The following is a 23,876-nucleotide window of genomic DNA, read 5'->3' on the forward strand; positions in this document are numbered from 1 at the left end:
GACGCCCCGGCCTGATCCACCCACGAGAGAAATGAGCATGTTCACCCGCAAACCTCGCTTCACCGCTTCCAATGCCCGTTCGGCCCTGCTGCTGGCGGCAGGTTTCAGCACCGTGCTGCTGGGCGGCTGCGCCAGCTCGCCGGTTTCCAAGGTCGGCGCCACGACCAAGGTCGAGTACTACCCCAGCTGCTACGAGCCGGTACAGCACCTGCGCTCGACCGACGGCGACATGACCCGCTCGGTGGCCAGCGGTGCGTTGCTCGGCGCGGTCGGCGGTGCCTTGACCGGTGCCCTGGTCGACAAGGACAACCGCGGTCGCAATGCTGCCATCGGCGCCGCTGGTGGCGCCCTGGTCGGCGGCGCGGCCGGCTACTACACCGAGCGTCAGAAGCAGATCAGCGACGACCGCCAGCGCATCGCCTCGTATGCCGCCGACATCGACAAGAGCGCTGCCGACCTGGACCGCACCACCGCCTATGCCAAGGCCTCGCAGACCTGCTACCAGCGCGAGTTCGCCAGCCTGATCCAGAACCGCAAGGCCAACCGCATCGACGACAGCCAAGGCCGCAAGCGCCTGGCCGAGATCGTCTCGGGCCTGCAGGAATCCAACAATCTGCTGGCCGCGGTCAATGGCCGCGTGGGTGAGAACCTCGCCAACTACACCCAGGCCTACGAGCAGGACCTCAAGCAGGTCGGCGTGCAGCGTCCGGACGTGGTCGCCGTGGCCGAGCCGCCGAAAGTCGTGACCGGCAAGGCCGGCAAGAAGGTCCAGGCGGCGAAGAAGGTCAACAAGTCCGTGCCACAGGAAGCGGTGGCCACCGAAAAGACCCTGCAGAAGGCCAATGGCAAGAAGGCCCAGGCCCAGCAGGTGGCCAAGGCTGGCCAGGACCAGGTCAACGCCATGTGCAAGAACCCGGACATGGGGGACTGGGCGCCGGTACCGTGCCCGAACGTGTAACGCCGCCCGCGGGCCGCATCGCCTCGTGCGGTGCCGGCCTGCGCCGCTGCTTGCCTCGAACCCAGCCACAAGGACGATCGAGCCGTGACAGATCTTCTGCCCAACCCCTTGGGTAACCACTCGCAGCGCCTGGCACGCCAGCGTATCCAGGCACGACTGAACCTGCCGCAGATGTTCGCTGCCATCGATGCCGATCCACGCATCGTCGGTGCCGGCGTGGTGTACATCGACGCCGAGTTCAACGTGGTCACCCTGCGCGAATTCCAGCCCATCTGCAGCATTCGGCCCAAGCGCGTGATCCTGCGCGAGATCAAGAAGTACCAGACGCCGGCCCAGTACACCGAGCAACTGCAGAACAACCCGCGCGAATCGCGGGTGGTCAAGGAGGCGGTGAACACCAGTCTGTCCTGCGCCGGCGCGGTGATTGGCTGGTGGGTGGTGTTCAGCGGCACCATTGCCGCGCCGTTCACCGCCGGCACCAGCCTGGTGCTCAGCTATGTCGGTGGCGTGGCCGCGGCCGCCAGCAGCTTGCAGTGTGCCGTCGGTGTCATGCGCACGGTGCGCGAGGTCACCAACCCGGCCGCCAACGATGCCCTGGATGAAAGCGAGTGGTACCAGAATGCCTCGATGGTGCTCGACGGCCTCTCCCTGCTCGGCGTCGGCGCCTCCGGGCTCACCACCATCAAGTACCTGCAGGTGCACAAGGCAGCCACCGGGCGCAGCTGGCTGGAGCTGACCAAGAGCCTGAGTCGACAACAGCGCAAGGCCTTGACCGACGAACTGCTGTCGATCAGGCATCCGAAGCTGACCGCCAAGCAACTGAAGCTGGAACAGGCGGCCGGCCGCCTGACCAAGCGCTACACCCCGACCCAGATCAGCCACTCGACCCAGGTGCTGCTGCGCGACTCCCTGGGCGCCACGATCGGGCTCGCCGGTAGCTCGACGGTCCAGAGCATTGCCGTGGGGCTCTACGAGGAGATCGACTGATGGCGCAGGATGCCGACTTTCGTGCGTTCATGGCCCGTTACTTCCCGACCTTTCTGTTGGGCTTCTTTACCTGCCTGCTGTCGGTGGCGCTGGTGGCGACTCTGTGGGTCGACGCACACTGGCGAACCGATCCGAACAATCCGGCGTACAGCCTGGGCGTGGTCGGTGGCCTGGTGCTGGCGCTGTGCCTTGGGCATTTCCTGATGATCCGTGGCCAAGGCTGGGCAATCGGCGTGGTGCTCGCGGTGCTGGCGGTGGTCCTGCTGATGGCCCTGAGCCTGTTCGGCAGTGGCCTCGGCAGCGGGCTGCTGGCGAGCAGCTTGCTGCTGCCGGCCTTGGCGCTGCTGGTACTCAATGGCAAGCGGCACCGGCAGCTGCGCGCCCGCCTGGTCGAACTGCGTCGCGCCCGCCAAGGGCGCTGAAGCCAACCGCCTGTCCGGCGCCGCGCGGCAGGCACGCAAGCGGCTCGCCAGGCCAGGCTTTTCCGTTTGCCATAGCGCTGGCCGCTCTTCATACTCAGCCTGTCCAGCCAGCCGCATGTACCCGTGTCCTCCCGCGGATCGGGCGAGCAGAGCCGGCAGACCACCGTGAACCTAGCCGTTTTCTCTGACTCGACGTGGGAGCGACGGATGTTCGATATCACCAGGCCCTGGCCCTTGCTGTGCCAGCTCGCGAGCGTGATGCTCGGGGTAGTGCTGCTCGCCTGGCCGGTGGGCGCGGCGGAAAAGTTCAAGGTGGTCACCACCTTCACCATCATCGCCGACATGGCCAGGAACGTGGCTGGCGATGCCGCCGTGGTGGAATCGATCACTAAGCCCGGCGCGGAAATCCACAACTATTCGCCGACCCCTGGCGACCTGCGCCGCGCCCAGGGCGCCCAGCTGATCCTGTGGAATGGGCTGAACCTTGAGCTGTGGTTCGAGAAGTTCTTCCAGCGCCTGGAGCAGGTGCCGAGCGTGGTGGTGTCCGAGGGCATCGAGCCGCTGGGCATCACTGCCGGCCCCTACAGCGGCAAGCCCAACCCGCATGCCTGGATGTCGCCACGCAACGCCCTGCGCTATGTCGACAACATCCGCGATGCGCTGGTGCTTCACGACCCCGAGCATGCCCAGGCCTACCAGCGTAACGCCGAAGCCTACAAGGCGCGCATCGAGGCGACCATCGCGCCACTGCGCGAACGCCTCGGGCAGCTTCCCGAGCAGCGCCGCTGGCTGGTCAGCAGCGAAGGGGCGTTCTCCTACCTGGCCCGCGACTTCGGGCTCAAGGAGCTGTATCTTTGGCCGATCAATGCCGATCAGCAGGGCACGCCCAACCAGGTACGCAAAGTCATCGACGCGGTGAAGGCCAACGCCATTCCGGTGGTGTTCAGCGAGAGCACGGTGTCCGACAAGCCCGCCCGGCAAGTGGCTCGCGAAACCGGCGCGCGCTACGGTGGCGTGCTGTACGTCGATTCCCTGAGCGCCAGCGACGGTCCGGTGCCTACCTATCTCGATCTGCTGCGGGTGACCTCGCAGACCCTCGCCACCGGCCTGAGCGAGGCCCAAAGCCAATGAAGCGACCCCTCCAGCCGCACCGCGCGGGACCGCCCTCGATCGCCGAAGCGGCCCTGCCGGGCATCGTCGTGCGCAACGCCACGGTCACCTACCGCAACGGCCATACCGCGTTGCTCGATGCCAGCTTCGAACTGCCCATGGGCACCATCGCGGCACTGGTCGGCATCAATGGCTCGGGCAAGTCCACCCTGTTCAAGGCGATCATGGGGCTGGTGCGCCTGGCCAGCGGCAGCATCAGCGTGCTCGGCTTACCAGCCGAACAGGCCCTGCGCCGCAAATGCACGGCCTACGTGCCACAGGCCGAGGAGGTCGACTGGGATTTCCCGGTACTGGTCGAGGACGTGGTGATGATGGGGCGCTATGGACACATGGGCCCGTTGCGCATCGCCCGGCGCGCCGACCATGACGCGGTGGACGCCGCGCTCGCGCGTGTCGACATGAGCGCGCTGCGCAAGCGCCAGATCGGCGAGCTGTCCGGCGGACAACGCAAGCGGGTGTTCCTGGCCCGCTCGCTGGCCCAGGACAGTCCGGTCATCCTGCTCGACGAGCCGTTCACCGGGGTCGACGTCAAGACCGAGGACCAGATCATCCAGCTGCTGCGCGAACTGCGTGACGAAGGGCGGGTCATGCTCGTGTCTACCCACAATCTTGGCTCGGTGCCCGAATTCTGCGACCGCGTGGTGTTGATCAAGCGTACCGTGCTGGCCCACGGGCCTACCGACGCGGTCTATACCCGGGAAAACCTCGAAGGCGCCTTCGGCGGTGTCCTGCGGCATTTCGCGCTCAACGAGGGCAGCGCGCCGCGGCAGCCCCCGGTCAGCGTCTTCAGCGACGACGAACGTCCGCTGATCCTGCGCGATGGCCTGCCGGCCCGGCGCGACGGCGACGGCGATACCGAGGCCCAGCGTGATTGAACTGATGCTTGAGCCCTTCGCCTATGGCTACATGCGCAATGCCATGTGGGTCTCGGCGCTGGTCGGGGGCGTGTGCGCCTTCCTGTCCTGCTACCTGATGCTCAAGGGCTGGTCGCTGATCGGCGACGCGCTGTCGCACGCCATCGTCCCCGGCGTGGCCGGTGCCTACATGATCGGCCTGCCGTTCTCGCTCGGCGCCTTCTTTGCCGGCGCCCTGGCCAGCGGCGCATTGCTGCTGTTGCACCGACGCACCCGGCTCAAGGAGGACGTGGTCATCGGCATGGTCTTCACCTCGTTCTTCGGGCTCGGCCTGTTCATGGTCTCCCTGTCGCCGACCTCGGTGAACATCCAGACCATCGTGCTGGGCAACATCCTGGCGATCACCCCCGAGGATACGCTGCAGCTGGCGATCATCGGCCTGGCCACGCTGCTGGTGCTGATGGCCAAGTGGCGCGACCTGCTGCTGACCTTCTTCGACGAGCACCAGGCGCGTGCCGTCGGCATCCGTCCCGCCCGGCTGAAAGTGCTGTTCTTCGCCTTGCTCTCGGCCTCCACCGTCGCCGCGCTCCAGACGGTCGGCGCCTTCCTGGTCATCTGCATGGTGATTACCCCCGGTGCCACGGCCTACCTGCTGAGCGATCGTTTTCCCCGCCTGTTGGCGATCGCCGTCGGCATCGGCTCGCTCACCAGCCTGCTCGGCACCTATCTCAGCTATTACCTGGACGGGGCCACCGGCGGGGTGATCGTCGTGCTGCAGACGCTGATCTTCCTGGTCGTGTTCATCGTCGCTCCCAGGCACGGGCTGATCGCCGCCAGGCGTCGCCGGCGGCGGACCCTGGAGGCACGCTCATGAGCTGGGCGCAGGTGCTACTGGAGCCGTTCGGCTTCGACTTCATGCTCAACGCCATGGCCATCTCCGTACTGATCGCCATTCCCATGGCGCTGCTGTCGTGCTTCCTGGTCCTCAAGGGCTGGGCCTTGCTCGGCGACGCCATCGCCCATGCGGTGTTTCCCGGCGTGGTGCTCGCCTATATCGCGCAGATCCCCTATGCCATCGGTGCGTTCGTCGCCGGCATGCTCTGCGCCCTCGCCACCGGCTTTCTCAAGGACAACAGCCGCATCAAGCAGGATACGGTGATGGGGATCGTCTATGCCGGGATGTTCGGCCTGGGGCTGGTGCTGTACCTGAAGATCGAATCGAGCGTGCACCTGGACCATATCCTGTTCGGCGACATCCTCGGCGCCAGCGACCAGGACCTGTGGATGTGCGCCGGCATCGCGCTGCTCACGGCAAGCGTGGTCGTCAGCAAGTGGAAGGACCTGATGCTGCACACCTTCGACGCGATCCAGGCCCATGCGGTCGGCTTGCGCAGCGGCTGGCTGCACTACGGACTGCTGTGCCTGATCTCGCTGGCGGTGGTCGGCGCGCTGAAGGCTTCGGGGGTTATCCTGGCCATCGCGCTGCTGATCGCGCCCGGTGCGATCGCCGCCTTGCTGGCGCGCCAGCTCCGGCACATGCTGTGGGTCTCGCTGGTCATCGCCATCGGCTGCGCGTTCCTTGGCGTCTACCTGTCGTTCTTCCTCGACAGCGCTCCGGCGCCGACCATCGTGGTGGTATTCGCCATGCTGTTCGTGCTCGTGCTGCTGCTCCCGCAGCGCGGTGCCGGCAGGCGACGACTGCTCGGTGATACCTAGCGGACATCGTGTCGCGATGCGCCAGGAGCTCGGCCGCTATACTCGGGCTTTGCCATCACTGGAGCTCGATCATGGCCAAGACGTTGCTGATCACCGGCGCGGGGCGGGGCATAGGCGCCGCCTGTGCCATCCAGGCCGCCACGCTGGGTTACCAGGTTTGCGTCAACTACCGTGCCGACGAGGCTGCCGCCCAGGCGGTCGTGGCCGCCATCGCCGAGCAGGGTGGCAGCGCCTTCGCCTTCAAGGCCGACATCGGCGACGCGCGCCAGGTCGAGGCGTTGTTCCTGGCACTGGACGCGCGCTTCGGCCGCCTGGACGGCCTGGTCAACAATGCCGGTGTGCTGTCGCAGCAGATGCGCGTGGAGCAGATGAGTGCCGAACGCATCCAGCGGATCATGACGACCAATGTCACCGGCAGCTTCCTCTGTGCCAGAGAGGCGGTGCGACGCATGTCGACGCGCAACGGCGGCAGCGGCGGCGCGATCGTCAACGTCTCTTCACGCGCCGCGGTGCTCGGGGCCGCCAATGAATATGTCGATTATGCCGCCTCCAAGGCTGCCCTGGATGCGCTGACCATCGGCCTGTCGAAGGAAGTCGCCGGGGAAGGCATTCGCGTCAATGGGGTCAGGCCCGGGCTGATCCATACCGAAATGCATGCCAGCGGGGGTGAGCCGGGCAGGGTGGCGCGCTTGCAGCAGAGCGTGCCCATGGGCAGGGGCGGCGAGCCGCTGGAGGTGGCCAGGGCGGTGCTGTGGCTGCTGTCGGATGAGGCGTCCTATACGACGGGCTCGTTCATCGACGTGTCAGGCGGGCGCTGATGTAGGCGCCCTGGAAAGTAAAAAAGCTGCCGGTCACACGGATCCAGCGAATCGCTCGGATGCTGGCCGTGCCGCCAAACATGGCGAGGAGGTCTTCGACTTCATCGAGCAGGCCGCGCAGGATGCGCTTGGCGCCGAGCTGGCAGGCACCAATCCATTTGAAGGCCAGCACTGGCGCTCGGGGCATGAAGGTGCTCAGTGGCCAGGCGGCGCGATCGGACCCTGCAAGTCACTGCACAGGTAAAGCGCGCCACGCTCTGGCGAGCGGAACATCGAGCGCAGGTTGTTTTCGATGTTGCGGCACAGTTCATCGGTGCGAATGCTGTGCTGGCTGCTGCCGAACGGCGTCTGCAGGTCGGTGCCGATGCGCTCCATGGCCAGCAGCATGCAGCCGACCACCGTCGACACCACCGGCGTGAACCAGCCCAGCGATGGTACCAGGCTCAGCGGCATGATCACGCAGAACAGCGTGCTGAACAGCCTTGGGAAGTACACGTACGGATAAGGCAGCGGAGTGTTGGCGATACGTTCCATGCCGCCCTGCCAGTTGGAAATGTCGACCAGCGTGGATTCAAGGCGCGCCAGCCTGATGCTGTCCAGCCGTCCTTGCTTGAACTGGTGCGCGATCAGCTCGGCAGAACCGCTGAGGATATCGTTGGGCAGGTTGCTGGCTCCGGCCAGTTGGCGCAGTTGCTGTTCGGAAAGCACGGTGGCCAGCGCCGTGATGTCCTTCTGGCCCCTGAGGTGCATGCGCAGGGCCTGCAGGTAAGCCACGTGGCGCTGGATAAGCTGTGCCTTGACCGGGTGGATGCCCGGCTGGTCGTCGATCAAGGTCAGCACCTGGCGGCCGAAACTGCGCGAGCTGTTGACCATCGACCCCCACAGCGTGCGCGCTTCCCACCAGCGGGCATAGGCGCTGGAGTTCCTGAAGCTGATCAGCACCACCAGCGCCGAGCAGAGCAGGGTCAGTGGCATCAATGGCAGCTCGAAGCCATAGCCTGCACTCAGCATGGCATCGAGGGTGACGGCGACATCCCATATCAGCAACCAGAACAACGACCAGCCCACATAGCTGATCGTCCGTGCCAGGCATTTCCATTTCATCGCCATCGCAGCTTCCATATCGCATCACTCCTCTATCGACCGGGCGTGGGCCGGCGTCGAGCGCCAGCCTGGTGAGCAAGTCTAGGGCGCGATGCTTAACGGCAGCTTAATGCGGCATGGGGTATCCGGCATGGGTCGATCGAGGGCGTGGAAGCTTGCAACGGGCATGGCGGCATGCGTCGACGGCTTGACTGCGCCGCGCCTGGGGCACGGCGCTCGAGGGTACCTGACAGCAGGTACCGCAGGATGATCGTCGGGATCGACATGCACGGCGTGCTTCAACTGCGCCTAGGCGGAAAGTCCACTTCTGTACTGGCTACATTGTTCAGGTAGTTGGTCAAGGTCAGAAGCGCAACCTGGGCGATCACGTCGACGATCTTCGCCTCGTCCAGGCCAGCCACGCGCGCCGCCGAGAGCTGCGTATCGAGAAGCTGGCCGCGGCTGAGCGTAACCGCTCGAGCCAGGGCGGCTAGCGCATCGAGCGTGCCTGCCCGGGCGGCGTTCACCTGGTCTGCCCCGAGCCCGACCTTGTGCCCGAAATAGCTGTGCGCGGCGATGCAATACTCACATCCATTGACCTCGGAGGTCGCGAGCGCGACCACTTCCCGTTCGGCAGGGGTCAGGCTGTTCCTGCCCAATGCTTGCGATAGAGCCAGGTAGCCACCCAGCGCGGCGGGCGAGTGGGCAAGGGTGGCGAACACGTTGGGGACGAATCCCAGGCTTTTTTCCACTCCCTGCAGCACCGTACGCGCTGCGGCTGGTACCTGGTCGATGGTCAGGGGTTGATACGAGTCATTCGTGGTTTCCTCGAAGATGGCGGGTCTGGACAGTCGGCTCAGGCGACCGGAATCGGGTTTTCAACCAGCGACTGGTTGAACTGGTTGATCAGCTCGTGCTCGTGCGCACCCTGGTTGGCGCGCAGCGCAATGACGCGGTCCACGAGCACTTCGGTCGTTGCGGTTCCAAGCTTGGCCAGGGTTTGCTCGATGAACTCGTCGAGGGGCATGGCGCGCTTGTCGCCACTTTTGTGAATCAGGTCCGTGTCGACCCAGGGCGGCGCGATCTCAAGGACCTTGACACTGGTGTTACGCAAACTGAAGCGCTGCGACAGCGTGTAGGAGTGAATGGCGGCCTTGCTCGCCGAATACAAGGCCGTGGCAGCCAGAGGCAGGTAAGCCAGTATGGAGCTGTTGTTGATGATGTAGGCATCAGGTTGCGCCTTGAGATGCTCCACGAACGCGGCACTGACGCGAACCGGCCCGAGCAGGTTGGTCTGCAATAGCCTGACCGCCTGCTCGTCGTCATGCTCACCCGAGCCAGGATCGTCGAACGGCATGATGCCGGCATTGTTGATGATCACGTTCAGCGATGGATGCCGGGCGATGACTTGTTGTGCCACTGCCTTGATTTGCCGAGGGTCGTCGATATCCAGTCCTATGGTGTCGATACCTGGATTGAGCTTGGCGATCTCGTCCAGCAACGCTTGGCGCCGGCCGGCGATGATGACCTGATTGCCCCGTCGATGGAAGGCTTCGGCCAATGCCCGGCCTATGCCGGAAGTGCCGCCGGTGATGAAGATGGTGTTGGCGCTGAGCTTCATGGCTTATGTCCTTTTCAAATGATCAGGCGGCGTTGTAGCGCGGCGCCAGGCGGTTGCTGGAAAGTTGCTCGAACAAGGCCTGCCGGCTGGCTTCGTAGTGCTGGAAATGCGTCAGGTCGTGCATCGACGGAATGGAAATCAACACCCCGTCATCGAAATCCTGCAAGGCCCCGTCGACCAGGTCGGCCGGCGACATCACGATGCCCGGGTCCAGGTGCTCCAGAGGTAACCCGCCGATTTGCCAGAAATCGGTGGCAGTGGCTCCAGGCAACACCGCCTGGACCTGGATACCCTGGTTCGACAGTTCCTTGTGCAGGGACCGGGTGAAGGCCGTCACGTAGGCTTTGCTGCCGCCGTAGACGCCATTGAGCAGTTCCGGTGCCAGGCTGACGATGGATGAGACATTGATCAGTGCGCCGTGCTTGCGAGTCACGAAGCCCGGAACAGCAGCATAGGCAAGGCGGGTGAGCGCCGTGACGTTCAGGCTGATCATCTCGGTCATGCGCTCGATATCGCTTTCCATGAGCCCGGCATGGGTACCGATCCCGGCATTGTTGACCAGCAAGGTGATGCTGGCGTCCTCGCGCAGCTTGCGCTCTACCTCGGCCAGCTCGTGCGGTGCGACCAGGTCCGCCTGGAGGACTTCGATGTTGCGCCTGGTCTCGGTAGTGAGGCGGCTGGCCAAGGCATTGAGGCGATCGCGATTTCGCGCCACCAGTACCAGGTCGTAGCCGCGTCGAGCCAGGCGATCGGCATAGATCGAACCGATCCCGGTGGAAGCGCCGGTGATGAGCGCCGTGCCTTTGTATGGCTGGGTCATGGTCATGCTCCGTCGATGGGTGTGGCGCCATGATGCGAAAATATCTGCATGACTTAAATGACGTATATGATACGTTTTCAGGACATACGAGAAAGGGAGCAAGACGATGCATAGGGTGGGCTATCTGGTTACCGAAGGCTTTCAGGTCATGTCCCTGGCCACGCAGGCGGTATTCGAGTTCGCAAACCTGGTCGCAGGTGAACCGGTCTACCGCATCCAGAACTTTTCGGAACATGGCGGCACGGTACGCTCGTCGCTCGGCATGTCCATCGAGACGCTGCCATTGGGCAGCTCGGGCCTGGCCGACAGCTGGATGATCGCCGGCACGCTGACCCCGCTGACGCCGCCCTCGGCGCAGGTGCTCGAGAGTGTCCGCGGTTTCGCCGGCACTGCTCGGCGGCTGGCCGGGGTCTGTACCGGGGCTTTCATCCTGGCAGCCGCCGGTGTGCTGGCCGCGCGACGGGCCACTACGCATTGGGCTTACGCCAACGCGCTACGGTCCCGGTATCCGGATATAGAAGTCGAGCAAGACCACATCTTCATCGTCGATGGCCCTGTGTGGACATCCGCTGGCATGACCGCAGGCATCGACATGGCATTGGGCATGGTGGAGAAGGATTTGGGCCCCGAACTTGCTCGGTCCGTTGCCCATAGGCTGGTCATGCACCAACGCCGTTCCGGAGGACAGTCGCAGCATTCGGAGCTGCTTGCGATGGCGCCCAGGTCCGATCGTATCCAGAGCGTCCTGGACTATGCGCGCAAGCACCTCGATCGCCCGCTCAGTGTCGAGGAGCTGGCCCAGGTGGCGCACTTGAGCCCCCGGCAGTTCTCCCGCGTGTTCACCGCCGAGACGGGCCAGTCCCCGGCCAAGGCCGTGGAAGGTTTGCGTCTGGAAGCCGCACGCTTGATGATCGAACAGAGCCGTCACAGCCTCGATACGGTGGCCCGGGAAACAGGGTTCAGGGACCGCCGGCACATGCGGGAAGTTTTCCTGCGCGGGTTCGGGGTGCCGCCCCAGGCGGTGCGTCGGGATGCCAGGCGTGTAGGATAGCGCTGAGCGGCAAGCTGGCATGGCCCATGAACGACCTCCAAGGAGTAACGTCATGAACATCCTCAACGCGCGCCTGCGAGGCAAGCCCGGACTGTTTCCCATCGAACTCTGCGGCGAGCGCATCGCTGCCATCACGCCTCAGCTCGACGTGGTCGCAGCGAGCCGTCCAGATGACCTGGATGCCTTGCAGAACCTGGTGGTGCCGCCGTTCGTCGAACCGCACATCCACCTCGATGCCACCCTCACCGCCGGCGAGCCGAAATGGAACATGAGCGGGACCTTGTTCGAAGGCATCGAGCGCTGGGCCGAGCGCAAGGCGATCACCAGCCACGACGACATCAAGGTGCGCGCCAGCAAGACCATTGGCATGCTGGTCGACCACGGGATCCAGCACGTGCGCACCCATGTCGATGTGACCGACCCCAAGCTCACCGCGCTACGGGCCATGCTCGAGCTGCGCGAGGAGGTACGCGCGCTGGTCGACCTGCAGGTCGTCGCCTTCCCCCAGGAGGGGATCGAGTCGTACGCCAACGGCCGGGCGCTGATGCGCGAAGCGGTGGCCATGGGCGCCGATGTGGTTGGCGGTATCCCGCATTTCGAGAATACCCGCGAGCAAGGCGTGTCGTCGGTCACGTTCCTGATGGACTTGGCCGAGCGCAGCGGCTGTCTGGTGGATGTGCACTGCGATGAAACCGACGACCCGCAGTCGCGCTTTCTCGAGGTACTGGCAGAGCAGGCAAGGGTGCGCGGCATGGGCGCTCGGGTCACGGCAAGCCATACCGTGGCCATGGGCTCCTATGACAACGCCTACTGCTCCAAGCTGTTCCGCTTGCTGAAGCTGTCCGGCATCAACTTCGTCTCGTGCCCCACCGAGAGCATTCATTTGCAGGGGCGCTTCGACAGCCATCCCAAGCGTCGCGGGCTGACCCGCGTGGCCGAACTCGACCGCGCCGGCCTGAACGTGTGCTTCGGCCAGGACTCGATCGTCGACCCGTGGTATCCGCTGGGCAACGGCAACATCCTGCGGGTGCTCGAGGCCGGCCTGCACATCTGTCACATGCTCGGCTACCAGGACCTGCAACGCTGCCTGGACCTGGTCACCGACAACGGCGCCCGGACCCTCGGCCTGGGCGAGCGCTACGGCCTCGAAGTCGGGCGCCCGGCGAACCTGTTGCTGCTGTCCGCGCCGGACGACTACGAGATGCTCCGCAGCCAGGGGCATGCCCTGGTCTCGGTACGTCGCGGCAAGGTGCTCATGCGCCGCAGCCTGTCGCGGGTCGAGCGCTTGGCCTGAGGTCGCCACGCCGTGGGCTGCCGGCGGACAGGCGCAGCGTCAGTGCAGCACCTGGCTGAGGAACAGGCGGGTCCGTTCGTTCTGCGGGGCGCCGAAGAAACGCTCCGGCGGCGCCTGTTCGACGATCTCGCCCCGGTCCATGAAGATCACCCGGTTGGCCACGGTACGCGCAAAGCCCATCTCATGCGTCACGCACACCATGGTCATGCCGTCTTCGGCCAGGCCGACCATGGTGTCGAGGACCTCCTTGACCATCTCCGGGTCGAGCGCCGAGGTCGGCTCGTCGAACAGCATGATCTTCGGCTTCATGCAGAGCGCCCGTGCAATCGCCACGCGCTGTTGCTGGCCTCCCGACAATTGGCTCGGATACTTGTGCGCCTGCTCGGGAATGCGCACGCGCTCCAGATAGTGCATGGCCGTCTCGGCCGCCTGCTTCTTCGAGACCTTGCCCACCCAGGTGGGCGCCAGCATGCAATTCTGCAGGATGGTCAGGTGCGGGAAGAGGTTGAAGTGCTGGAACACCATGCCCACGTTGCGACGGATGGCTTCGACGGTTTGCCGCGCTGGGTTCATTGGCGTGCCGTCGATGGTGATCTTGCCCTGCTGGTAGCCTTCCAGGCAGTTGAGACAGCGAATGGTGGTGGATTTGCCCGAGCCCGAAGGACCGCACAGGACGATGCGTTCGCCCCGGTTCACCTTCAGGTCGATGCCCTTGAGAACATGGAAGTCGGTGTACCATTTGTGCACGCCTTCCATGCGGATGATCGGGTTGTCGCTCATGGTTGGAATCTCCGGATCATAGGTCGGCAACCTGGCCCCTAGCACAGGACGCTTTGCAGGAACTGGCGCGTGCGCGCCTCTCGCGGGGCGCCGAAGATCTGCGCGGGCGGGCCCATCTCGATGATCCTGCCGCAGTCGAAGAACGCCACCCGGTCGGCCACCTCACGGGCAAAGCCCATCTCGTGAGTGACGATTATCATGGTCATGCCTTCGGCCGCCAGGCCCTTCATCACGTTCAGCACATCGCCCACGGTCTCCGGATCTAGCGCCGACGTCGGCTCGTCGAACAGCAGCAGCTTGGGCTTCATCGCCAGTGCCCTGACGATCGCCACCCGTTGCTGCTGGCCGCCGGACAGTTCCGAGGGATAGCTGTCGGCCTTGTGTCGCAGGCCGACCCGGTCGAGCAGGGCCAGTGCGCTACGCTGGGCCTCTTCCCTGGAGGCGCGCTTGAGCTTGACCGGTGCCAGCGTCATGTTGGCGATCACGCTCAGGTGCGGAAACAGGGTGTAATCCTGGAACACCATGCCGACCTCTTCGCGCAGCCGGGCCAAGGCCCGGCGGTCGCTGGCCTTGACCGACGCTCCGGCGCCGAGCACCACGCTGCCCGCGCTCGGTGGCTCCAGGCTGTTGAGGCAGCGAATGAAGGTGGACTTGCCGGAACCACTCGGGCCGATGATCACCACCACTTCGCCTTCGCGCACGTCCAGGTCTACCCCCCTGACCACCTGGTGCTCGCCGAACCGTTTGTGCAGGTCACGGACCTGCAGCATGCTGCTCATGCGTCGGCCTGCGCGCGGGTCAATTGCTGCAGTGTCCGGCTCGCCTCGGCCAGGCGTTCGCGACGGACCTGGTTGGCTTGGCGATCCTCGCCAATGCGCTTGTCGGCGCGCGCGAGGCTCGGCTTCAAGGACGACAGTGCCGGGCCGCCGGCAGAAGCGCGCCCCTGGACGTTGGCGGTCGGATCGAGACAGTCGCGGACCTTCTGCGGCGGCAGGTTCAGCGCATGGCCCAGCTGCTCGATGGCGCAGGCATCGACCATCGCGCTGTCGATCTGGTGCGCCAGCAAGCCGTTGTCCATGGCCATGCGCACGACACCTCCAACCACATGGTGTGCTTCGCGGAACGACAGGTCCGCTTCGCGCACGATCAGGTCCGCCAGCCCGGTCGCGGTGGAGAAGTCCTCGCCTGCGCGGCGCACCGCCAAGGTGGCGTTGGGCACGGCGGTACGCAGCACCAGGTTGAGCAACTTCAGGCAGCGCAGGCTTTCCTCGGCCGCCTCCCAGAAGCCCCGGGTGCCTTCGCGGTTGGCATCGCCGGTGTGGGAGAAGTGGGTCCCCTTGATCGAGGCGCTGGCGCCCATCAGCAGACCGAGGATGTGCCCGCTGCGGCCCTTGAGGTATTCCAGCACGGTGGGGTTCTTCTTCTGCGGCATGATGCTCGAGGTGGCGGCCACGCTGTCGGGGAAGTCGATCAGGCTGAACTCATGGGTGCTCCAGACGAAGTAGTCCTGGGCGACCCGGCTCCAGAACACCGACAGCAGGCTCAGGTGCGACAGGCTCTCGAGGATGAAGTCACGCGAGCCCACCGCATCGAGGGCGTTGTCCAGGTACCCGTCGAAGCCGAGCAGCTGCGCGGTGCGCTGCCGATCGATGGCGAACGGCGTACCGGCGAAGGCAGCCGCGCCGAGGGGGCTGTGGTTCATCGATTCGAGCGTCTGCGCCAGGCGTGCGCAGTCCCGCGCCAGTGCTTGCTCGACCGCCGACAGGTAGTAACCGTAGGTGATCGGCTGGGCAGGCTGCAGGTGGGTATAGCCGGGCATCACCACCTCCGCGTACAGCCCAGCCTGGCTGATGGCCGTCTGGCGAACCTGGACCAGCTCGTCGATCAGGTCCATGAGTACCTCGCGACAGCGCAGCCGGTCGAGGGTCGCCAGCAGGTCGTTGCGGCTGCGTCCGGTGTGCAGGCGCCCCCCGACATCGGCACCGATCTGCTCAATCAGGTGCGCCTCGTAGTTGAAGTAGGCGTCTTCACGGGACGGATCGAGGATGACCGCCCCGGCACCGGCCGCCTCCATGTCCAGCACGCCCTTGGCCAGCGCAGCGGCGTGTTCCGGCCGGATCAGCCGGTTTTCGGCCAGCATCACGATGTGCGCCTTGTTGATGTCGCCCAGCAGCTCGAAGCCTTCGGCGAAGCCTTGCAGGCGCGGCCGGTAGATGAACTCGTTGACCTCGGGCGCGGTGGGTTCCTTCAGGCGCCGGCTGACTTTGGATTCTTGCATGTTGCCCCCTCATCAATAGTGGCTCGCGTCACTGGGCGCGCCAGCCGACGTTCGAGATAACGGCTCAAGCCGCTCAGCAGTGAACAGATGACGAAATAAACCAGCAGCACCAGGCCATAGACGCTGAACGCTGGGCTGACCCCGGTCATCACCGTCTCGCGTTCGATGATGATCTGGCCGACCTTGAGAAACTCGCTCACGCCTACCAGCGCGCCCAGCGAGGTAGCCTGCACCAGCATGGTCAGCAGGCCGGTGTAGGCGGGCAGGATCGCCCGCATCGACTGTGGCGCGATGACGTGCAGGTAGATCTGCCAAGGGCGCAGTCCCAGTGCCCAGGCGCTCTTCCACTGGTGCCGGGAGACCGACTCCAGGCCGCCACGCACGATTTCGATGCCGTTGGCGCTGCCCCACAAGGTCAAGCCGGTGGTGACTGCCGCGAAGGGGCTCAGGTCGAGCCCGAACATCGGCGCGCCGAAGAAGATGAAGAACACGTTGACGATCAGCGGGATCGAGCGAAACAGCTCGACATAGCCGTGGATCGTCCACCACAGCCACTTGTTCTTGACCGTGGCGAGCACGCCCAGCACCGTCGAGATGAGCGTGGTGAACAGCAGCACTACCAGCGCCAGGCGCAAGGTCATGCCCAGGCCCTTGAGCACGAAGGGCCAGTTTTCGATCAGAAAGTTCATGCGCGCCTCACTGCCGGAAAGGGCGTTGCAGGTGGGCGGAAAGGCGACTGGTCAGCAACGCCAGCACGCCGACCAGCAGCAGGTACATTACGCAGATCGCGGTGAACATCTCGATGGCTCGGAAATCGGTGGCGATGCGATCCACCGCGACGAAGGTGAGCTCGGCAAGCCCGATCGCCTGCAGGTAGGAGGAGTTCTTCAACAGCGAGATGGAGGTATTGAGCACGGCAGGCAGGCTGGTGCGAAAAGCGATCGGCAATGCCACCAGGTAGAAATAGTGATGAGTCTTGAGGCTCAGTGCATCGCTGGCCTCGCGCATGCCGTGCTCTACCGTGGCCAGGCCGCCACGCATGTTCTCGATCTGGTAGGCGCCGGCCCACAATGACAGGCACAGCACCCCTGACCAGAACAACGACAGCTCCATGCCGACGGCCGGCAGGCCATAGAAGATGAAGAACAGCTGCACGAGGATCGGGCTGTTGCGGATCAGTTCCACGTACAGCACCACCAGTTGGCTCAGCACCGGCACCTTGAATACCCGCACCGCGCCTCCGAGGATGCCGATGAGCAACGAGCACAGGATCGCCAGCAAGGTCACCTGCAATGTCATCAGCACGCCATCGAGCAGTGCGGGCCACTGGGCCGCCAGGTAATGGATATCGAAGTCCATGGGTGGCGCCCGTTCAGAGCGCTTCGGCAGGCTTGGCCTGCTCGAACACGCTGATGTAGTAGCCCTGGATGTTCTCTGGCACGAACTGCTGCACCCAGCCGCGGAACAGGCGTTCCTCGCGCATCCGGGTGACCGCGGCACTGAGGTAGTCGCGCCAGGCGGCATCGTTCTTGCGCAGGCCGATGGCGGCATCGGAGATCTGGAACGGCTCGTTCAGCAGTCGAGCGTTCTTGTCGTTGTCGGCCACCACCACCAGGGTCGCCGCATCGTGTGTGTAGGCATCGGCGCGGCCTTGGCGGAACGTCTGCAAGGCATCGGCTGCGCTGTTCATGCGCAAGGTCCTGACCTCTGGCAGGTGGTCTTCGAACCACTTGGCCTGCACCGATCCCTTGAGGGTCGCCAGGGTCTTGCCCTTGAGGTCGGCGATCTTCTGGATGCCGCTGTCCTTTTTCACCACCACGTCGCTGGCGCCCCAGCGATACGGCACGCTGAAGTCGATCACCCGCTGGCGCTCGGGGGTAACGCCCAGTGTCGCGATGAGAAAGTCGACCTTGCGCCCGAGCAGCTGCGGGACGCGGTTCTCTGCGGTGACACAGGTGAACGACACCTTGTCCTTCGATCCAAGCGCCCAGAGGGCGATCTGCTTGGCCATTTCCACTTCCACCCCGGCGAACTCGCCACTGCCGTCCTGGAAGCCATAGGGCGGTTGATCGCAGCGCACGCCGGCGCGCAAGTGGTCCGCTTGCTTGATCTCGTCCGGTACCGGTGGCAGCTGCGCGGCGCGCACCTGCATCGATGCGGCCATCGCAATACACGAGAGCGCCAGCGCGCCACCAAGGATTTTCAAGGAAAACGACATGATGCCTCCTGGTTTACATTGCAGCGTCGGCCTGCGCGCATGCGCGGCGACACCATGAATACAAGGGCAGAGAGAGTAGGGGTGAGCAGCAGCCTTGTTGTCTTTGTAACTGCCCCGTGCTCGATTCATCGCGCCCGTCTGTGCGGTCACGTCGATGTAGATCTGTTATAAGGCCTTCTGCTCATGCAAACAAATCAAAGATCGGCAGCGGCCCATGCGTAAATGATATGGCCGCCAGGAGCGCACCATGAACTTCAAGCAGGTCGAGGCCTTTCGCGCCGTCATGCTCAGCGGCTCGATGACCGCGGCCGCCGAAGCGCTGCATACCTCGCAGCCGAACATCAGCAGGCTGATCGCCCAGCTCGAGCGCAACAGCGGTTTCCGGCTGTTCCAGCGGGTCGGCGGCCGACTGCTGCCGACCGACGAAGGCACGGCGCTGTTCACCGATGTCGAACGTGCCTTCATCGGCCTCGAGAGCCTGGAGTCATCGGCGCAGAGCATCCGTCGCGTCGGGACCGGGCGCTTGCGGATCGGGGCGGTGCCGTCGTTGACGCTCACCGTGCTGCCGCGGGTGATCCAGCGCTTCCGCCAGCAGAACCCGGACGTGGCCATCTCCATTCATACCAATGACTCGCCCACCGTCGCGCACTGGGCTGCCTCGCGGTTCTGCGACCTGGGGCTGGCGTCCTATGTCGGGGAAGCGATGCCGGGGGTCGACGCCAAGGTCATCTGTGATGTGCCTGGGGTATGCGTGTTTCCCACCGGGCATCGGCTGGGCACGCTCGAGGTGGTCGAGCCGGGCGATCTCAAGGGCGAGGAGTTCATCTCGCTGTCCCAGAACGACGGCTCGCGCAAGCGCATCGACAGAGCGTTCCCGCAAGACAAGGCTTACCGCAGGATGAACCTGGAAACCCATCACGCGGCCAATGTCTGTTCTCTGGTCGGGCTTGGGCTTGGGGTGAGCATCGTCAACCCGCTGGTCGCCGCCGAGTACCGGCACGTGGGCATCGAGACCCGACCGTTCGCGCCGCAGTTGCGCTTCACGACTTATCTGCTGCTGCCGGCGGATCGTCCGCGCAGCTTGCTGACCCAGCGGTTCGCCGGGCTGGTCGAGGAGATGATGGGCGCGGCGGCGGCACGGCTGCAGTGAGCGCGGGCCTTGGCCTTCATGAAAAAAAGTTCATGCATGGCCGGCCTGGCGAGGCCGAGCGCCCCAATTACGCTAGAATGCGCGCTCTGCTCCAACCCCGAGCCCTGCGCAACCCAGGCGCCTTGGGATGCTCATCTAGAACCAACGGGAAGTAAATGAATCGTCATATCTTGGCGGCAGCTGTCGCTTCGGCAATCGCCGGGCAGGCCGCCGCTGCGGGCTTCATCGAAGACAGCCAGCTCAACCTGACCACGCGCAACTTCTATATCAACACCGACAACCGCGATCGCGCTCCGAACAAGAAAGAGGAGTGGGGGCAAGGTTTCATTCTCAACTACGTCTCTGGCTACACCCCCGGAACGGTAGGCTTTGGCCTCGACGCCATGGGCCTGCTGGGCATCCGCCTGGACTCGGGGGGCGGTACCAATGGTGCCTCGAAGTCCAGCACCGGCGGTACCGTATTCCCGAGCCAGAGCAACGGCGACGCGGTGCGCAGCTTTGCCAGCCTGGGGCCCACGCTCAAGGCGAAGATCTCCAGGACCGAAGCCAAGGTCGGCACGCTGATGCCGAAACTGCCCGTGCTCAAGGCCAATGATGGTCGCTTGTTGCCCCAGAGTTTCCAGGGCGCTCAGATCACCTCCAACGAGCTGGATGATTTCACTTTCATTGGTGGACGCCTCAATCGGGTACGCGCGCGCAACTCCACCGACTGGGATGGCATGTCCATCGCCGGCGCCAACGGCCGAAAGGGGCAGCGCAGCTCCGAATTCTATTACGGTGGCGCCGATTACCGCGCCAACAGGAACCTTGTGCTGCGTTACTACTACGCCAGCCTGAGCGACTTCTACCAGCAGCACTTTCTCGGCTTGACCCATACCCAGGCACTTGCGGTAGGCACGCTCAAGTCGGACCTGCAGTACTATCGCAGCTCCCCGGATGGCAAGAACTCGTCGGCGCAAGGGCGTGCGCAGGGCTACTGGGCCGCCGGCTACCGCAACGCTGGCGAAGTCGACAACCGCACCTGGAGCGCGCTGTTCACCTATTCGCTGGCTTCTCATGCGTTCAGCGCCGGCTACCAGGCCGTGGACGGCAGGAGCGACTTCCCGTTCCTCAACCAGGGCGATGGCATCACCGCACCCCTGGTCACCAACCTGCAGATCGGCAAGTTCCAGCACGCCGGCGAGCGCACCTGGATCGCTCGCTATGAGTACGATTTCGCGGCCATTGGCATCCCAGGGTTGACCACGGCGCTGAGTTATCTCAAGGGCGACGGTATCGACCAGCCGGGCGGTGACGGCAAGGAGTGGGAACGGGACCTGGCGCTTTCCTATACGGTGCCCAAGGGAACGCTCAAGGGCATGAACGTGACCTGGAAGAACGCCTTGCTTCGCTCGAACTACGCCAATGTCAGCGAAATGGGTTCCAGTAGCCAGGTGGACGCGGACGAGAACCGGTTGATCGTCAGCTACACGTGGAAACTGATGTAAGGCGGGCAAGCCGTCGATGCCGCATGGCTGCGGGATGCCTCCCGGCGGGCCCGCTCGATCACGAAAACCTCGCCAAACGGCCGGCAGCGCATCCGGCCGGCTCTGGCGAGGTTGCATGGCAACGGAGCGCTATCCGCGAGCCGCCCAGGCGTTGAAGCGCTCCTCCAGCTCCTCGCCATGGTCGACCCAGAACTCGGCGTTCACCAACTGCGCCTGGGCAATGTTGCCGGCAGCCGTGGGCAGCTGCGCCTGGACGTCACCTGGCAGCAGCGCGAGCGCATCCGGGCGCACCGGCCCATAGGGAATTTGTGCCGAGAAGGTCTTCTGCGGCTCTGCCTGGCTGGCGAACTGGATGAATTTCTCGGCAAGTGCCTTGTTCCTGGTGCCCCGGACGATCGCCCAGTGGTCCGGGTCGTAGAGGCTGCCCGGCCAGACGATACTGAGCTTGGAACCTTCCTTCTGCGCCGCGGCGATACGCCCATTGTAGGCGGCCGACATCACCACATCGCCAGCCACCAGCCATTGCGGTGGCTGGGCCCCGGCTTCCCACCACTGGATGTGCTTCTTGATCTGGTCGAGCTTGCGGAAGGCGCGATCCACGCCTTCCTTGCTGGCCAGCACCTGGTAGAGATCCTCGCGCGGCACACCGTCGGCGAGCAGGGCGACTTCAAGGGTGTACTTGGCCCCTTTGCGCAGGCCGCGCTTGCCTGGGAAGCGCTCGGTGTCCCAGAAGTCTGCCCAGGAGGTCGGGCCGTTGCCGAGTTTCTGCGGGTTGTAGGCCAGCACCATCGACCATACGTAGCTGGCCACGCCGCATTCGCTGACGGTGCCGGGCATATAGCTCGCCGGCTGGCCGAGAATGGCCGGATCCATGCGCTCGAACAAGCCCTCTTCGCAGCCTCTGATCAGCTCCGGACTTTCGACCTCGACCACATCCCAGGAGACCTGGCCGACATCGACCATGGCCTTGATCCTGGACAGTTCGCCGTTGTATTCGCCAGCGACGATCCTGGCCGCTCCGGTTTTCTCGAACGGTTGGAAATACGCTGTTTGCTGGGCGGCCTTGGTGGCGCCGCCGAAGGAAATGATGGTCAGCGAAGGCTCATTGCCGAAGGCGCAGAGACTGGCCCCGGAAAGTAGCGCAAGGCTGAGCGACGCGGTGATGATACGCATGGGAACTCCCTCAATCTTTGGTCTTTGTGTGTTTTTGTTAGAGGCAGTTGGGCTTTGCACGAAAAGTGCCTGCACGACCATGCCATGTTGAAACCAGGCATCGAGATGCCCACTTGCAAGCGGTGGGCCGCGCCTGCCCGCCTGGTTTCGCCTTGCCTGGTCGCCGTTCGGCGACTTTCCGTCCGAACCCTGGGCCAGTTGGCCCCAAGCCGCTGCGAAGACCGCAGCACAGCGGGATCTTCTTGTTGTTCGAGCAACCGCGCAGTGCATGCAGACGGTCGGTTCTTGCTGTCTAGCGCAGCTGGAACCAGGTGGTCTTGAGCTGGGTGTACTTGTCGAACGAATGCAGGGACAGGTCACGTCCGAACCCGGACTGCTTGCCACCGCCGAACGGCACGGTCACCTCCAGCGCATCCATGGTGTTGACCGAGACGGTGCCGGCCTTGAGCGCGCGCGCCACGCGGTGGGCACGGTTGAGGTCGTCGCTCCAGACCGATGCCGCCAAGCCATAGATACTGTCGTTGGCTTGCGCGATCGCCTGTTCCTCGGTGTCGAACGTCGAGACGGCCAGAACCGGGCCGAACACCTCGTCCCTGGCGATGTTCATGGCAGCACCGACCCCGGCGAAGATGGTCGGTTGAACGAAATTGGACGAGCCGTTGATGACCACTCGCTCGCCGCCCAGCAGCAACCGTGCGCCTTCAGCGCGGGCCTGCTCGATGGCCTTGATGATTCGGCCCGTCTGCTCGGCGTCGACGATCGCCCCGGCGGCGCTGGCAGGATCCAGGGGGTCGCCAGGCATCCAGCCGCGGGCCTTGTCGATCAGGCGCTCGAGGAACTCGTCATGGATGGTGCGCTGGACATACAGGCGAGAGTTGGCCGAGCAGACCTCCCCCTGGTTGAAGAAGATCCCGAATGCCGCCTTCTCAGCGGCCAGGTCCAGGTCCTGGCAATCGTCGAACACCAGGTTGGGACTTTTGCCTCCGCACTCCAGCCACACCTGCTTGAGGTTGGACTGCGCGGCATACTGCATGAAGTACTTGCCGACCTGGGTCGAGCCGGTGAAGACCAGGCAGTCCACGTCGGGGTGCAGGCCCAAGGCTTTGCCGGCGCTTTCGCCAAGGCCGGGGACGACGTTCAGGACACCTTCCGGAAGACCGGCTTCAAGGGCCAGCTGGCCCAGACGCAGTGCCGAGAACGGCGACTGTTCGGCAGGCTTGAGCACGACGCTGTTGCCTGCCGCCAGGGCCGGCGCCAGCTTCCATGCAGCCATGTCCAAGGGGAAGTTCCAAGGCACCACCGCAGCCACTACCCCCAGCGCCTCGCGGGTGATGGTAGCCAATGCGTTGGGCGCGGTGGGCGCGACCTGGTCATAGACCTTGTCCAGCGCCTCGCCATACCAGGCGAACACCTGCGATGCGCCCGGCACGTCGATCTCATAAGCGTCCATGACCGGCTTGCCCATGTTCAACGAGTCGAGCAGGGCCAGCTCCTCACGGTGCGCCATGAGCAGCCCGGACAGCTTGAGCAGGATCTTCTTGCGTTCGGCAGGTGCCATGCGCGCCCAGGGACCGGTTTCGAAGGCGCGTCGTGCAGTGCGCACCGCCAGGTCCACCTCGTGCTCGCCGCACGCCGCCACGCTGGCCAAGCGCTGGTTGGTCGCCGGGTTCACCGCATCGAAGGTGGCGCCCGATAGCGAAGGCAGCAGTTGCCCCCCGATCAAGGCCTTGTCGATGAAATGCTGGCTGGCAGCTCGCTGCTGCCAATAGCTGAGATCAAGCACGCTGGACTCCCATGTCGACCGTTTGCAGGGTCATTCGTCATTTGGACGGGGCGATGGTGCGCCACTCTCGGCATGAGGAAAATTAGTAAAAATATGCTCCGGTCATATGAAAAAGCTCTGTAGCCGATGGCCACTCGCCTGCCTTCGTTGAGGTAAGGTGGCTTTTCGACCTGATCGACTGACATCACGGGCATGCTCGAACGCGCCTGCCAA

General features: G+C 64.6%; 25 protein-coding genes. 12 read left to right on the forward strand and 13 right to left on the reverse strand.

Annotated features, from left to right (window positions below; all coding sequences use genetic code 11):
* Positions 1 to 31 precede the first annotated feature (31 nt).
* The 8 genes from tagQ to ACY8GK_RS05535 all read left to right on the forward strand — a co-directional run bounded on the left by tagQ (position 32) and on the right by ACY8GK_RS05535 (position 6,925).
* The gene (tagQ, locus tag ACY8GK_RS05500) at positions 32 to 958 is read left to right on the forward strand and encodes a type VI secretion system-associated lipoprotein TagQ (protein ID WP_196174702.1); all 927 of its coding nucleotides are present in this window, start codon (positions 32 to 34) and stop codon (positions 956 to 958) included.
* Between the two features lie 84 nt (positions 959 to 1,042).
* Positions 1,043 to 1,945: an NAD synthetase gene (locus ACY8GK_RS05505; RefSeq protein WP_196174701.1), complete on the forward strand. Its 903-nt coding sequence runs from the start codon at positions 1,043 to 1,045 to the stop codon at positions 1,943 to 1,945.
* Entirely contained in the window at positions 1,945 to 2,367 is a 423-nt protein-coding gene (locus tag ACY8GK_RS05510) for a hypothetical protein (RefSeq protein ID WP_196174700.1), read from the forward strand. Before ACY8GK_RS05505 ends, ACY8GK_RS05510 begins: the two co-directional genes overlap by 1 nt.
* Positions 2,368 to 2,574: 207 nt before the next feature.
* On the forward strand, positions 2,575 to 3,498 hold the full coding sequence (locus ACY8GK_RS05515; protein ID WP_196174699.1) for a metal ABC transporter substrate-binding protein: 924 nt from the start codon (positions 2,575 to 2,577) through the stop codon (positions 3,496 to 3,498).
* Positions 3,495 to 4,412 (forward strand): manganese/iron ABC transporter ATP-binding protein, encoded by a 918-nt coding sequence (locus tag ACY8GK_RS05520; RefSeq protein ID WP_196174698.1) that lies wholly within the window; start codon positions 3,495 to 3,497, stop codon positions 4,410 to 4,412. Before ACY8GK_RS05515 ends, ACY8GK_RS05520 begins: the two co-directional genes overlap by 4 nt.
* On the forward strand, positions 4,405 to 5,265 hold the full coding sequence (locus tag ACY8GK_RS05525) for a metal ABC transporter permease (protein WP_329604724.1): 861 nt from the start codon (positions 4,405 to 4,407) through the stop codon (positions 5,263 to 5,265). Before ACY8GK_RS05520 ends, ACY8GK_RS05525 begins: the two co-directional genes overlap by 8 nt.
* A complete protein-coding gene (locus ACY8GK_RS05530) occupies positions 5,262 to 6,107 on the forward strand; it encodes a metal ABC transporter permease (RefSeq protein WP_462402537.1) in 846 nt (281 codons plus the stop codon). Before ACY8GK_RS05525 ends, ACY8GK_RS05530 begins: the two co-directional genes overlap by 4 nt.
* A 71-nt stretch (positions 6,108 to 6,178) precedes the next feature.
* Positions 6,179 to 6,925: an SDR family oxidoreductase gene (locus ACY8GK_RS05535; RefSeq protein ID WP_462402538.1), complete on the forward strand. Its 747-nt coding sequence runs from the start codon at positions 6,179 to 6,181 to the stop codon at positions 6,923 to 6,925.
* Here ACY8GK_RS05535 and ACY8GK_RS05540 read toward each other — a convergent pair.
* The 5 genes from ACY8GK_RS05540 to ACY8GK_RS05560 all read right to left on the reverse strand — a co-directional run bounded on the left by ACY8GK_RS05540 (position 6,900) and on the right by ACY8GK_RS05560 (position 10,449).
* Complete coding sequence (locus tag ACY8GK_RS05540; protein ID WP_196174695.1) at positions 6,900 to 7,097, reverse strand: hypothetical protein; 198 nt, start codon at positions 7,095 to 7,097, stop codon at positions 6,900 to 6,902. The two genes, ACY8GK_RS05535 and ACY8GK_RS05540, sit on opposite strands and share 26 nt — an antisense overlap.
* 23 nt (positions 7,098 to 7,120) lie before the next feature.
* The gene (locus ACY8GK_RS05545; RefSeq protein ID WP_196174694.1) at positions 7,121 to 8,047 is read right to left on the reverse strand and encodes a bestrophin family protein; all 927 of its coding nucleotides are present in this window, start codon (positions 8,045 to 8,047) and stop codon (positions 7,121 to 7,123) included.
* 260 nt (positions 8,048 to 8,307) lie between these two features.
* The gene (locus tag ACY8GK_RS05550; protein WP_462402539.1) at positions 8,308 to 8,760 is read right to left on the reverse strand and encodes a carboxymuconolactone decarboxylase family protein; all 453 of its coding nucleotides are present in this window, start codon (positions 8,758 to 8,760) and stop codon (positions 8,308 to 8,310) included.
* A 104-nt stretch (positions 8,761 to 8,864) separates the two neighbouring features.
* Entirely contained in the window at positions 8,865 to 9,629 is a 765-nt protein-coding gene (locus ACY8GK_RS05555) for an SDR family oxidoreductase (protein WP_462402540.1), read from the reverse strand.
* Between the two features lie 22 nt (positions 9,630 to 9,651).
* A complete protein-coding gene (locus ACY8GK_RS05560) occupies positions 9,652 to 10,449 on the reverse strand; it encodes an SDR family NAD(P)-dependent oxidoreductase (RefSeq protein ID WP_196174691.1) in 798 nt (265 codons plus the stop codon).
* 106 nt (positions 10,450 to 10,555) lie between these two features.
* On the opposite strand from ACY8GK_RS05560, the gene ACY8GK_RS05565 reads away from it, so the two are divergent.
* Both ACY8GK_RS05565 and codA read left to right on the forward strand, forming a co-directional pair.
* A complete protein-coding gene (locus ACY8GK_RS05565; RefSeq protein WP_196174690.1) occupies positions 10,556 to 11,500 on the forward strand; it encodes a GlxA family transcriptional regulator in 945 nt (314 codons plus the stop codon).
* A gap of 52 nt (positions 11,501 to 11,552) precedes the next feature.
* On the forward strand, positions 11,553 to 12,794 hold the full coding sequence (gene codA, locus ACY8GK_RS05570) for a cytosine deaminase (RefSeq protein WP_462402541.1): 1,242 nt from the start codon (positions 11,553 to 11,555) through the stop codon (positions 12,792 to 12,794).
* Between the two features lie 39 nt (positions 12,795 to 12,833).
* Here the strand turns inward: codA and ACY8GK_RS05575 are convergent, their stop codons facing one another.
* The 6 genes from ACY8GK_RS05575 to ACY8GK_RS05600 are packed head-to-tail and all read right to left on the reverse strand — an operon-like array spanning position 12,834 to position 18,070.
* A complete protein-coding gene (locus ACY8GK_RS05575) occupies positions 12,834 to 13,574 on the reverse strand; it encodes an amino acid ABC transporter ATP-binding protein (protein WP_462402542.1) in 741 nt (246 codons plus the stop codon).
* A gap of 38 nt (positions 13,575 to 13,612) precedes the next feature.
* Complete coding sequence (locus ACY8GK_RS05580; protein ID WP_329604722.1) at positions 13,613 to 14,353, reverse strand: amino acid ABC transporter ATP-binding protein; 741 nt, start codon at positions 14,351 to 14,353, stop codon at positions 13,613 to 13,615.
* Positions 14,350 to 15,852, reverse strand: a complete 1,503-nt coding sequence (gene argH / locus ACY8GK_RS05585; protein ID WP_196174687.1) for an argininosuccinate lyase — start codon at positions 15,850 to 15,852, stop codon at positions 14,350 to 14,352. Before argH ends, ACY8GK_RS05580 begins: the two co-directional genes overlap by 4 nt.
* Positions 15,822 to 16,541 (reverse strand): amino acid ABC transporter permease, encoded by a 720-nt coding sequence (locus ACY8GK_RS05590; protein ID WP_196174686.1) that lies wholly within the window; start codon positions 16,539 to 16,541, stop codon positions 15,822 to 15,824. The genes argH and ACY8GK_RS05590 overlap by 31 nt, the downstream gene beginning before the upstream one ends.
* A 7-nt stretch (positions 16,542 to 16,548) precedes the next feature.
* A complete protein-coding gene (locus ACY8GK_RS05595; RefSeq protein WP_196174685.1) occupies positions 16,549 to 17,211 on the reverse strand; it encodes an amino acid ABC transporter permease in 663 nt (220 codons plus the stop codon).
* 13 nt (positions 17,212 to 17,224) lie between these two features.
* Positions 17,225 to 18,070 (reverse strand): transporter substrate-binding domain-containing protein, encoded by an 846-nt coding sequence (locus ACY8GK_RS05600; protein ID WP_462402543.1) that lies wholly within the window; start codon positions 18,068 to 18,070, stop codon positions 17,225 to 17,227.
* A gap of 247 nt (positions 18,071 to 18,317) precedes the next feature.
* On the opposite strand from ACY8GK_RS05600, the gene ACY8GK_RS05605 reads away from it, so the two are divergent.
* Positions 18,318 to 19,220, forward strand: a complete 903-nt coding sequence (locus ACY8GK_RS05605) for a LysR substrate-binding domain-containing protein (protein ID WP_196174683.1) — start codon at positions 18,318 to 18,320, stop codon at positions 19,218 to 19,220.
* A 155-nt stretch (positions 19,221 to 19,375) separates the two neighbouring features.
* Positions 19,376 to 20,707, forward strand: coding sequence for an OprD family porin (locus tag ACY8GK_RS05610; RefSeq protein ID WP_462402544.1), 1,332 nt, complete (start codon positions 19,376 to 19,378; stop codon positions 20,705 to 20,707).
* Between the two features lie 129 nt (positions 20,708 to 20,836).
* On the opposite strand, the gene ACY8GK_RS05615 is transcribed toward ACY8GK_RS05610, so the two are convergent.
* Positions 20,837 to 21,880, reverse strand: coding sequence for an ABC transporter substrate-binding protein (locus ACY8GK_RS05615; RefSeq protein ID WP_462402545.1), 1,044 nt, complete (start codon positions 21,878 to 21,880; stop codon positions 20,837 to 20,839).
* A gap of 292 nt (positions 21,881 to 22,172) precedes the next feature.
* Positions 22,173 to 23,663, reverse strand: coding sequence for an aldehyde dehydrogenase (locus tag ACY8GK_RS05620; RefSeq protein WP_196174680.1), 1,491 nt, complete (start codon positions 23,661 to 23,663; stop codon positions 22,173 to 22,175).
* Positions 23,664 to 23,876 lie beyond the last annotated feature (213 nt).

It is taken from the genome of Pseudomonas sp. Marseille-QA0332 (assembly GCF_054950175.1).

What these genes read in the sequence shown, in the direction of transcription:
- tagQ (WP_196174702.1), top strand. Translation starts at nt 32, where the DNA reads ATGAGCATGTTCACCCGCAAACCTCGCTTCACCGCTTCCAATGCCCGT.
- ACY8GK_RS05510 (WP_196174700.1), top strand. Translation starts at nt 1,945, where the DNA reads ATGGCGCAGGATGCCGACTTTCGTGCGTTCATGGCCCGTTACTTCCCG.
- ACY8GK_RS05515 (WP_196174699.1), top strand. Translation starts at nt 2,575, where the DNA reads ATGTTCGATATCACCAGGCCCTGGCCCTTGCTGTGCCAGCTCGCGAGC.
- ACY8GK_RS05520 (WP_196174698.1), top strand. Translation starts at nt 3,495, where the DNA reads ATGAAGCGACCCCTCCAGCCGCACCGCGCGGGACCGCCCTCGATCGCC.
- ACY8GK_RS05530 (WP_462402537.1), top strand. Translation starts at nt 5,262, where the DNA reads ATGAGCTGGGCGCAGGTGCTACTGGAGCCGTTCGGCTTCGACTTCATG.
- ACY8GK_RS05535 (WP_462402538.1), top strand. Translation starts at nt 6,179, where the DNA reads ATGGCCAAGACGTTGCTGATCACCGGCGCGGGGCGGGGCATAGGCGCC.
- ACY8GK_RS05545 (WP_196174694.1), bottom strand. Translation starts at nt 8,047, where the DNA reads ATGGAAGCTGCGATGGCGATGAAATGGAAATGCCTGGCACGGACGATC.
- ACY8GK_RS05555 (WP_462402540.1), bottom strand. Translation starts at nt 9,629, where the DNA reads ATGAAGCTCAGCGCCAACACCATCTTCATCACCGGCGGCACTTCCGGC.
- ACY8GK_RS05560 (WP_196174691.1), bottom strand. Translation starts at nt 10,449, where the DNA reads ATGACCCAGCCATACAAAGGCACGGCGCTCATCACCGGCGCTTCCACC.
- ACY8GK_RS05565 (WP_196174690.1), top strand. Translation starts at nt 10,556, where the DNA reads ATGCATAGGGTGGGCTATCTGGTTACCGAAGGCTTTCAGGTCATGTCC.
- codA (WP_462402541.1), top strand. Translation starts at nt 11,553, where the DNA reads ATGAACATCCTCAACGCGCGCCTGCGAGGCAAGCCCGGACTGTTTCCC.
- ACY8GK_RS05575 (WP_462402542.1), bottom strand. Translation starts at nt 13,574, where the DNA reads ATGAGCGACAACCCGATCATCCGCATGGAAGGCGTGCACAAATGGTAC.
- ACY8GK_RS05580 (WP_329604722.1), bottom strand. Translation starts at nt 14,353, where the DNA reads ATGAGCAGCATGCTGCAGGTCCGTGACCTGCACAAACGGTTCGGCGAG.
- argH (WP_196174687.1), bottom strand. Translation starts at nt 15,852, where the DNA reads ATGCAAGAATCCAAAGTCAGCCGGCGCCTGAAGGAACCCACCGCGCCC.
- ACY8GK_RS05590 (WP_196174686.1), bottom strand. Translation starts at nt 16,541, where the DNA reads ATGAACTTTCTGATCGAAAACTGGCCCTTCGTGCTCAAGGGCCTGGGC.
- ACY8GK_RS05595 (WP_196174685.1), bottom strand. Translation starts at nt 17,211, where the DNA reads ATGGACTTCGATATCCATTACCTGGCGGCCCAGTGGCCCGCACTGCTC.
- ACY8GK_RS05600 (WP_462402543.1), bottom strand. Translation starts at nt 18,070, where the DNA reads ATGTCGTTTTCCTTGAAAATCCTTGGTGGCGCGCTGGCGCTCTCGTGT.
- ACY8GK_RS05605 (WP_196174683.1), top strand. Translation starts at nt 18,318, where the DNA reads ATGAACTTCAAGCAGGTCGAGGCCTTTCGCGCCGTCATGCTCAGCGGC.
- ACY8GK_RS05610 (WP_462402544.1), top strand. Translation starts at nt 19,376, where the DNA reads ATGAATCGTCATATCTTGGCGGCAGCTGTCGCTTCGGCAATCGCCGGG.
- ACY8GK_RS05615 (WP_462402545.1), bottom strand. Translation starts at nt 21,880, where the DNA reads ATGCGTATCATCACCGCGTCGCTCAGCCTTGCGCTACTTTCCGGGGCC.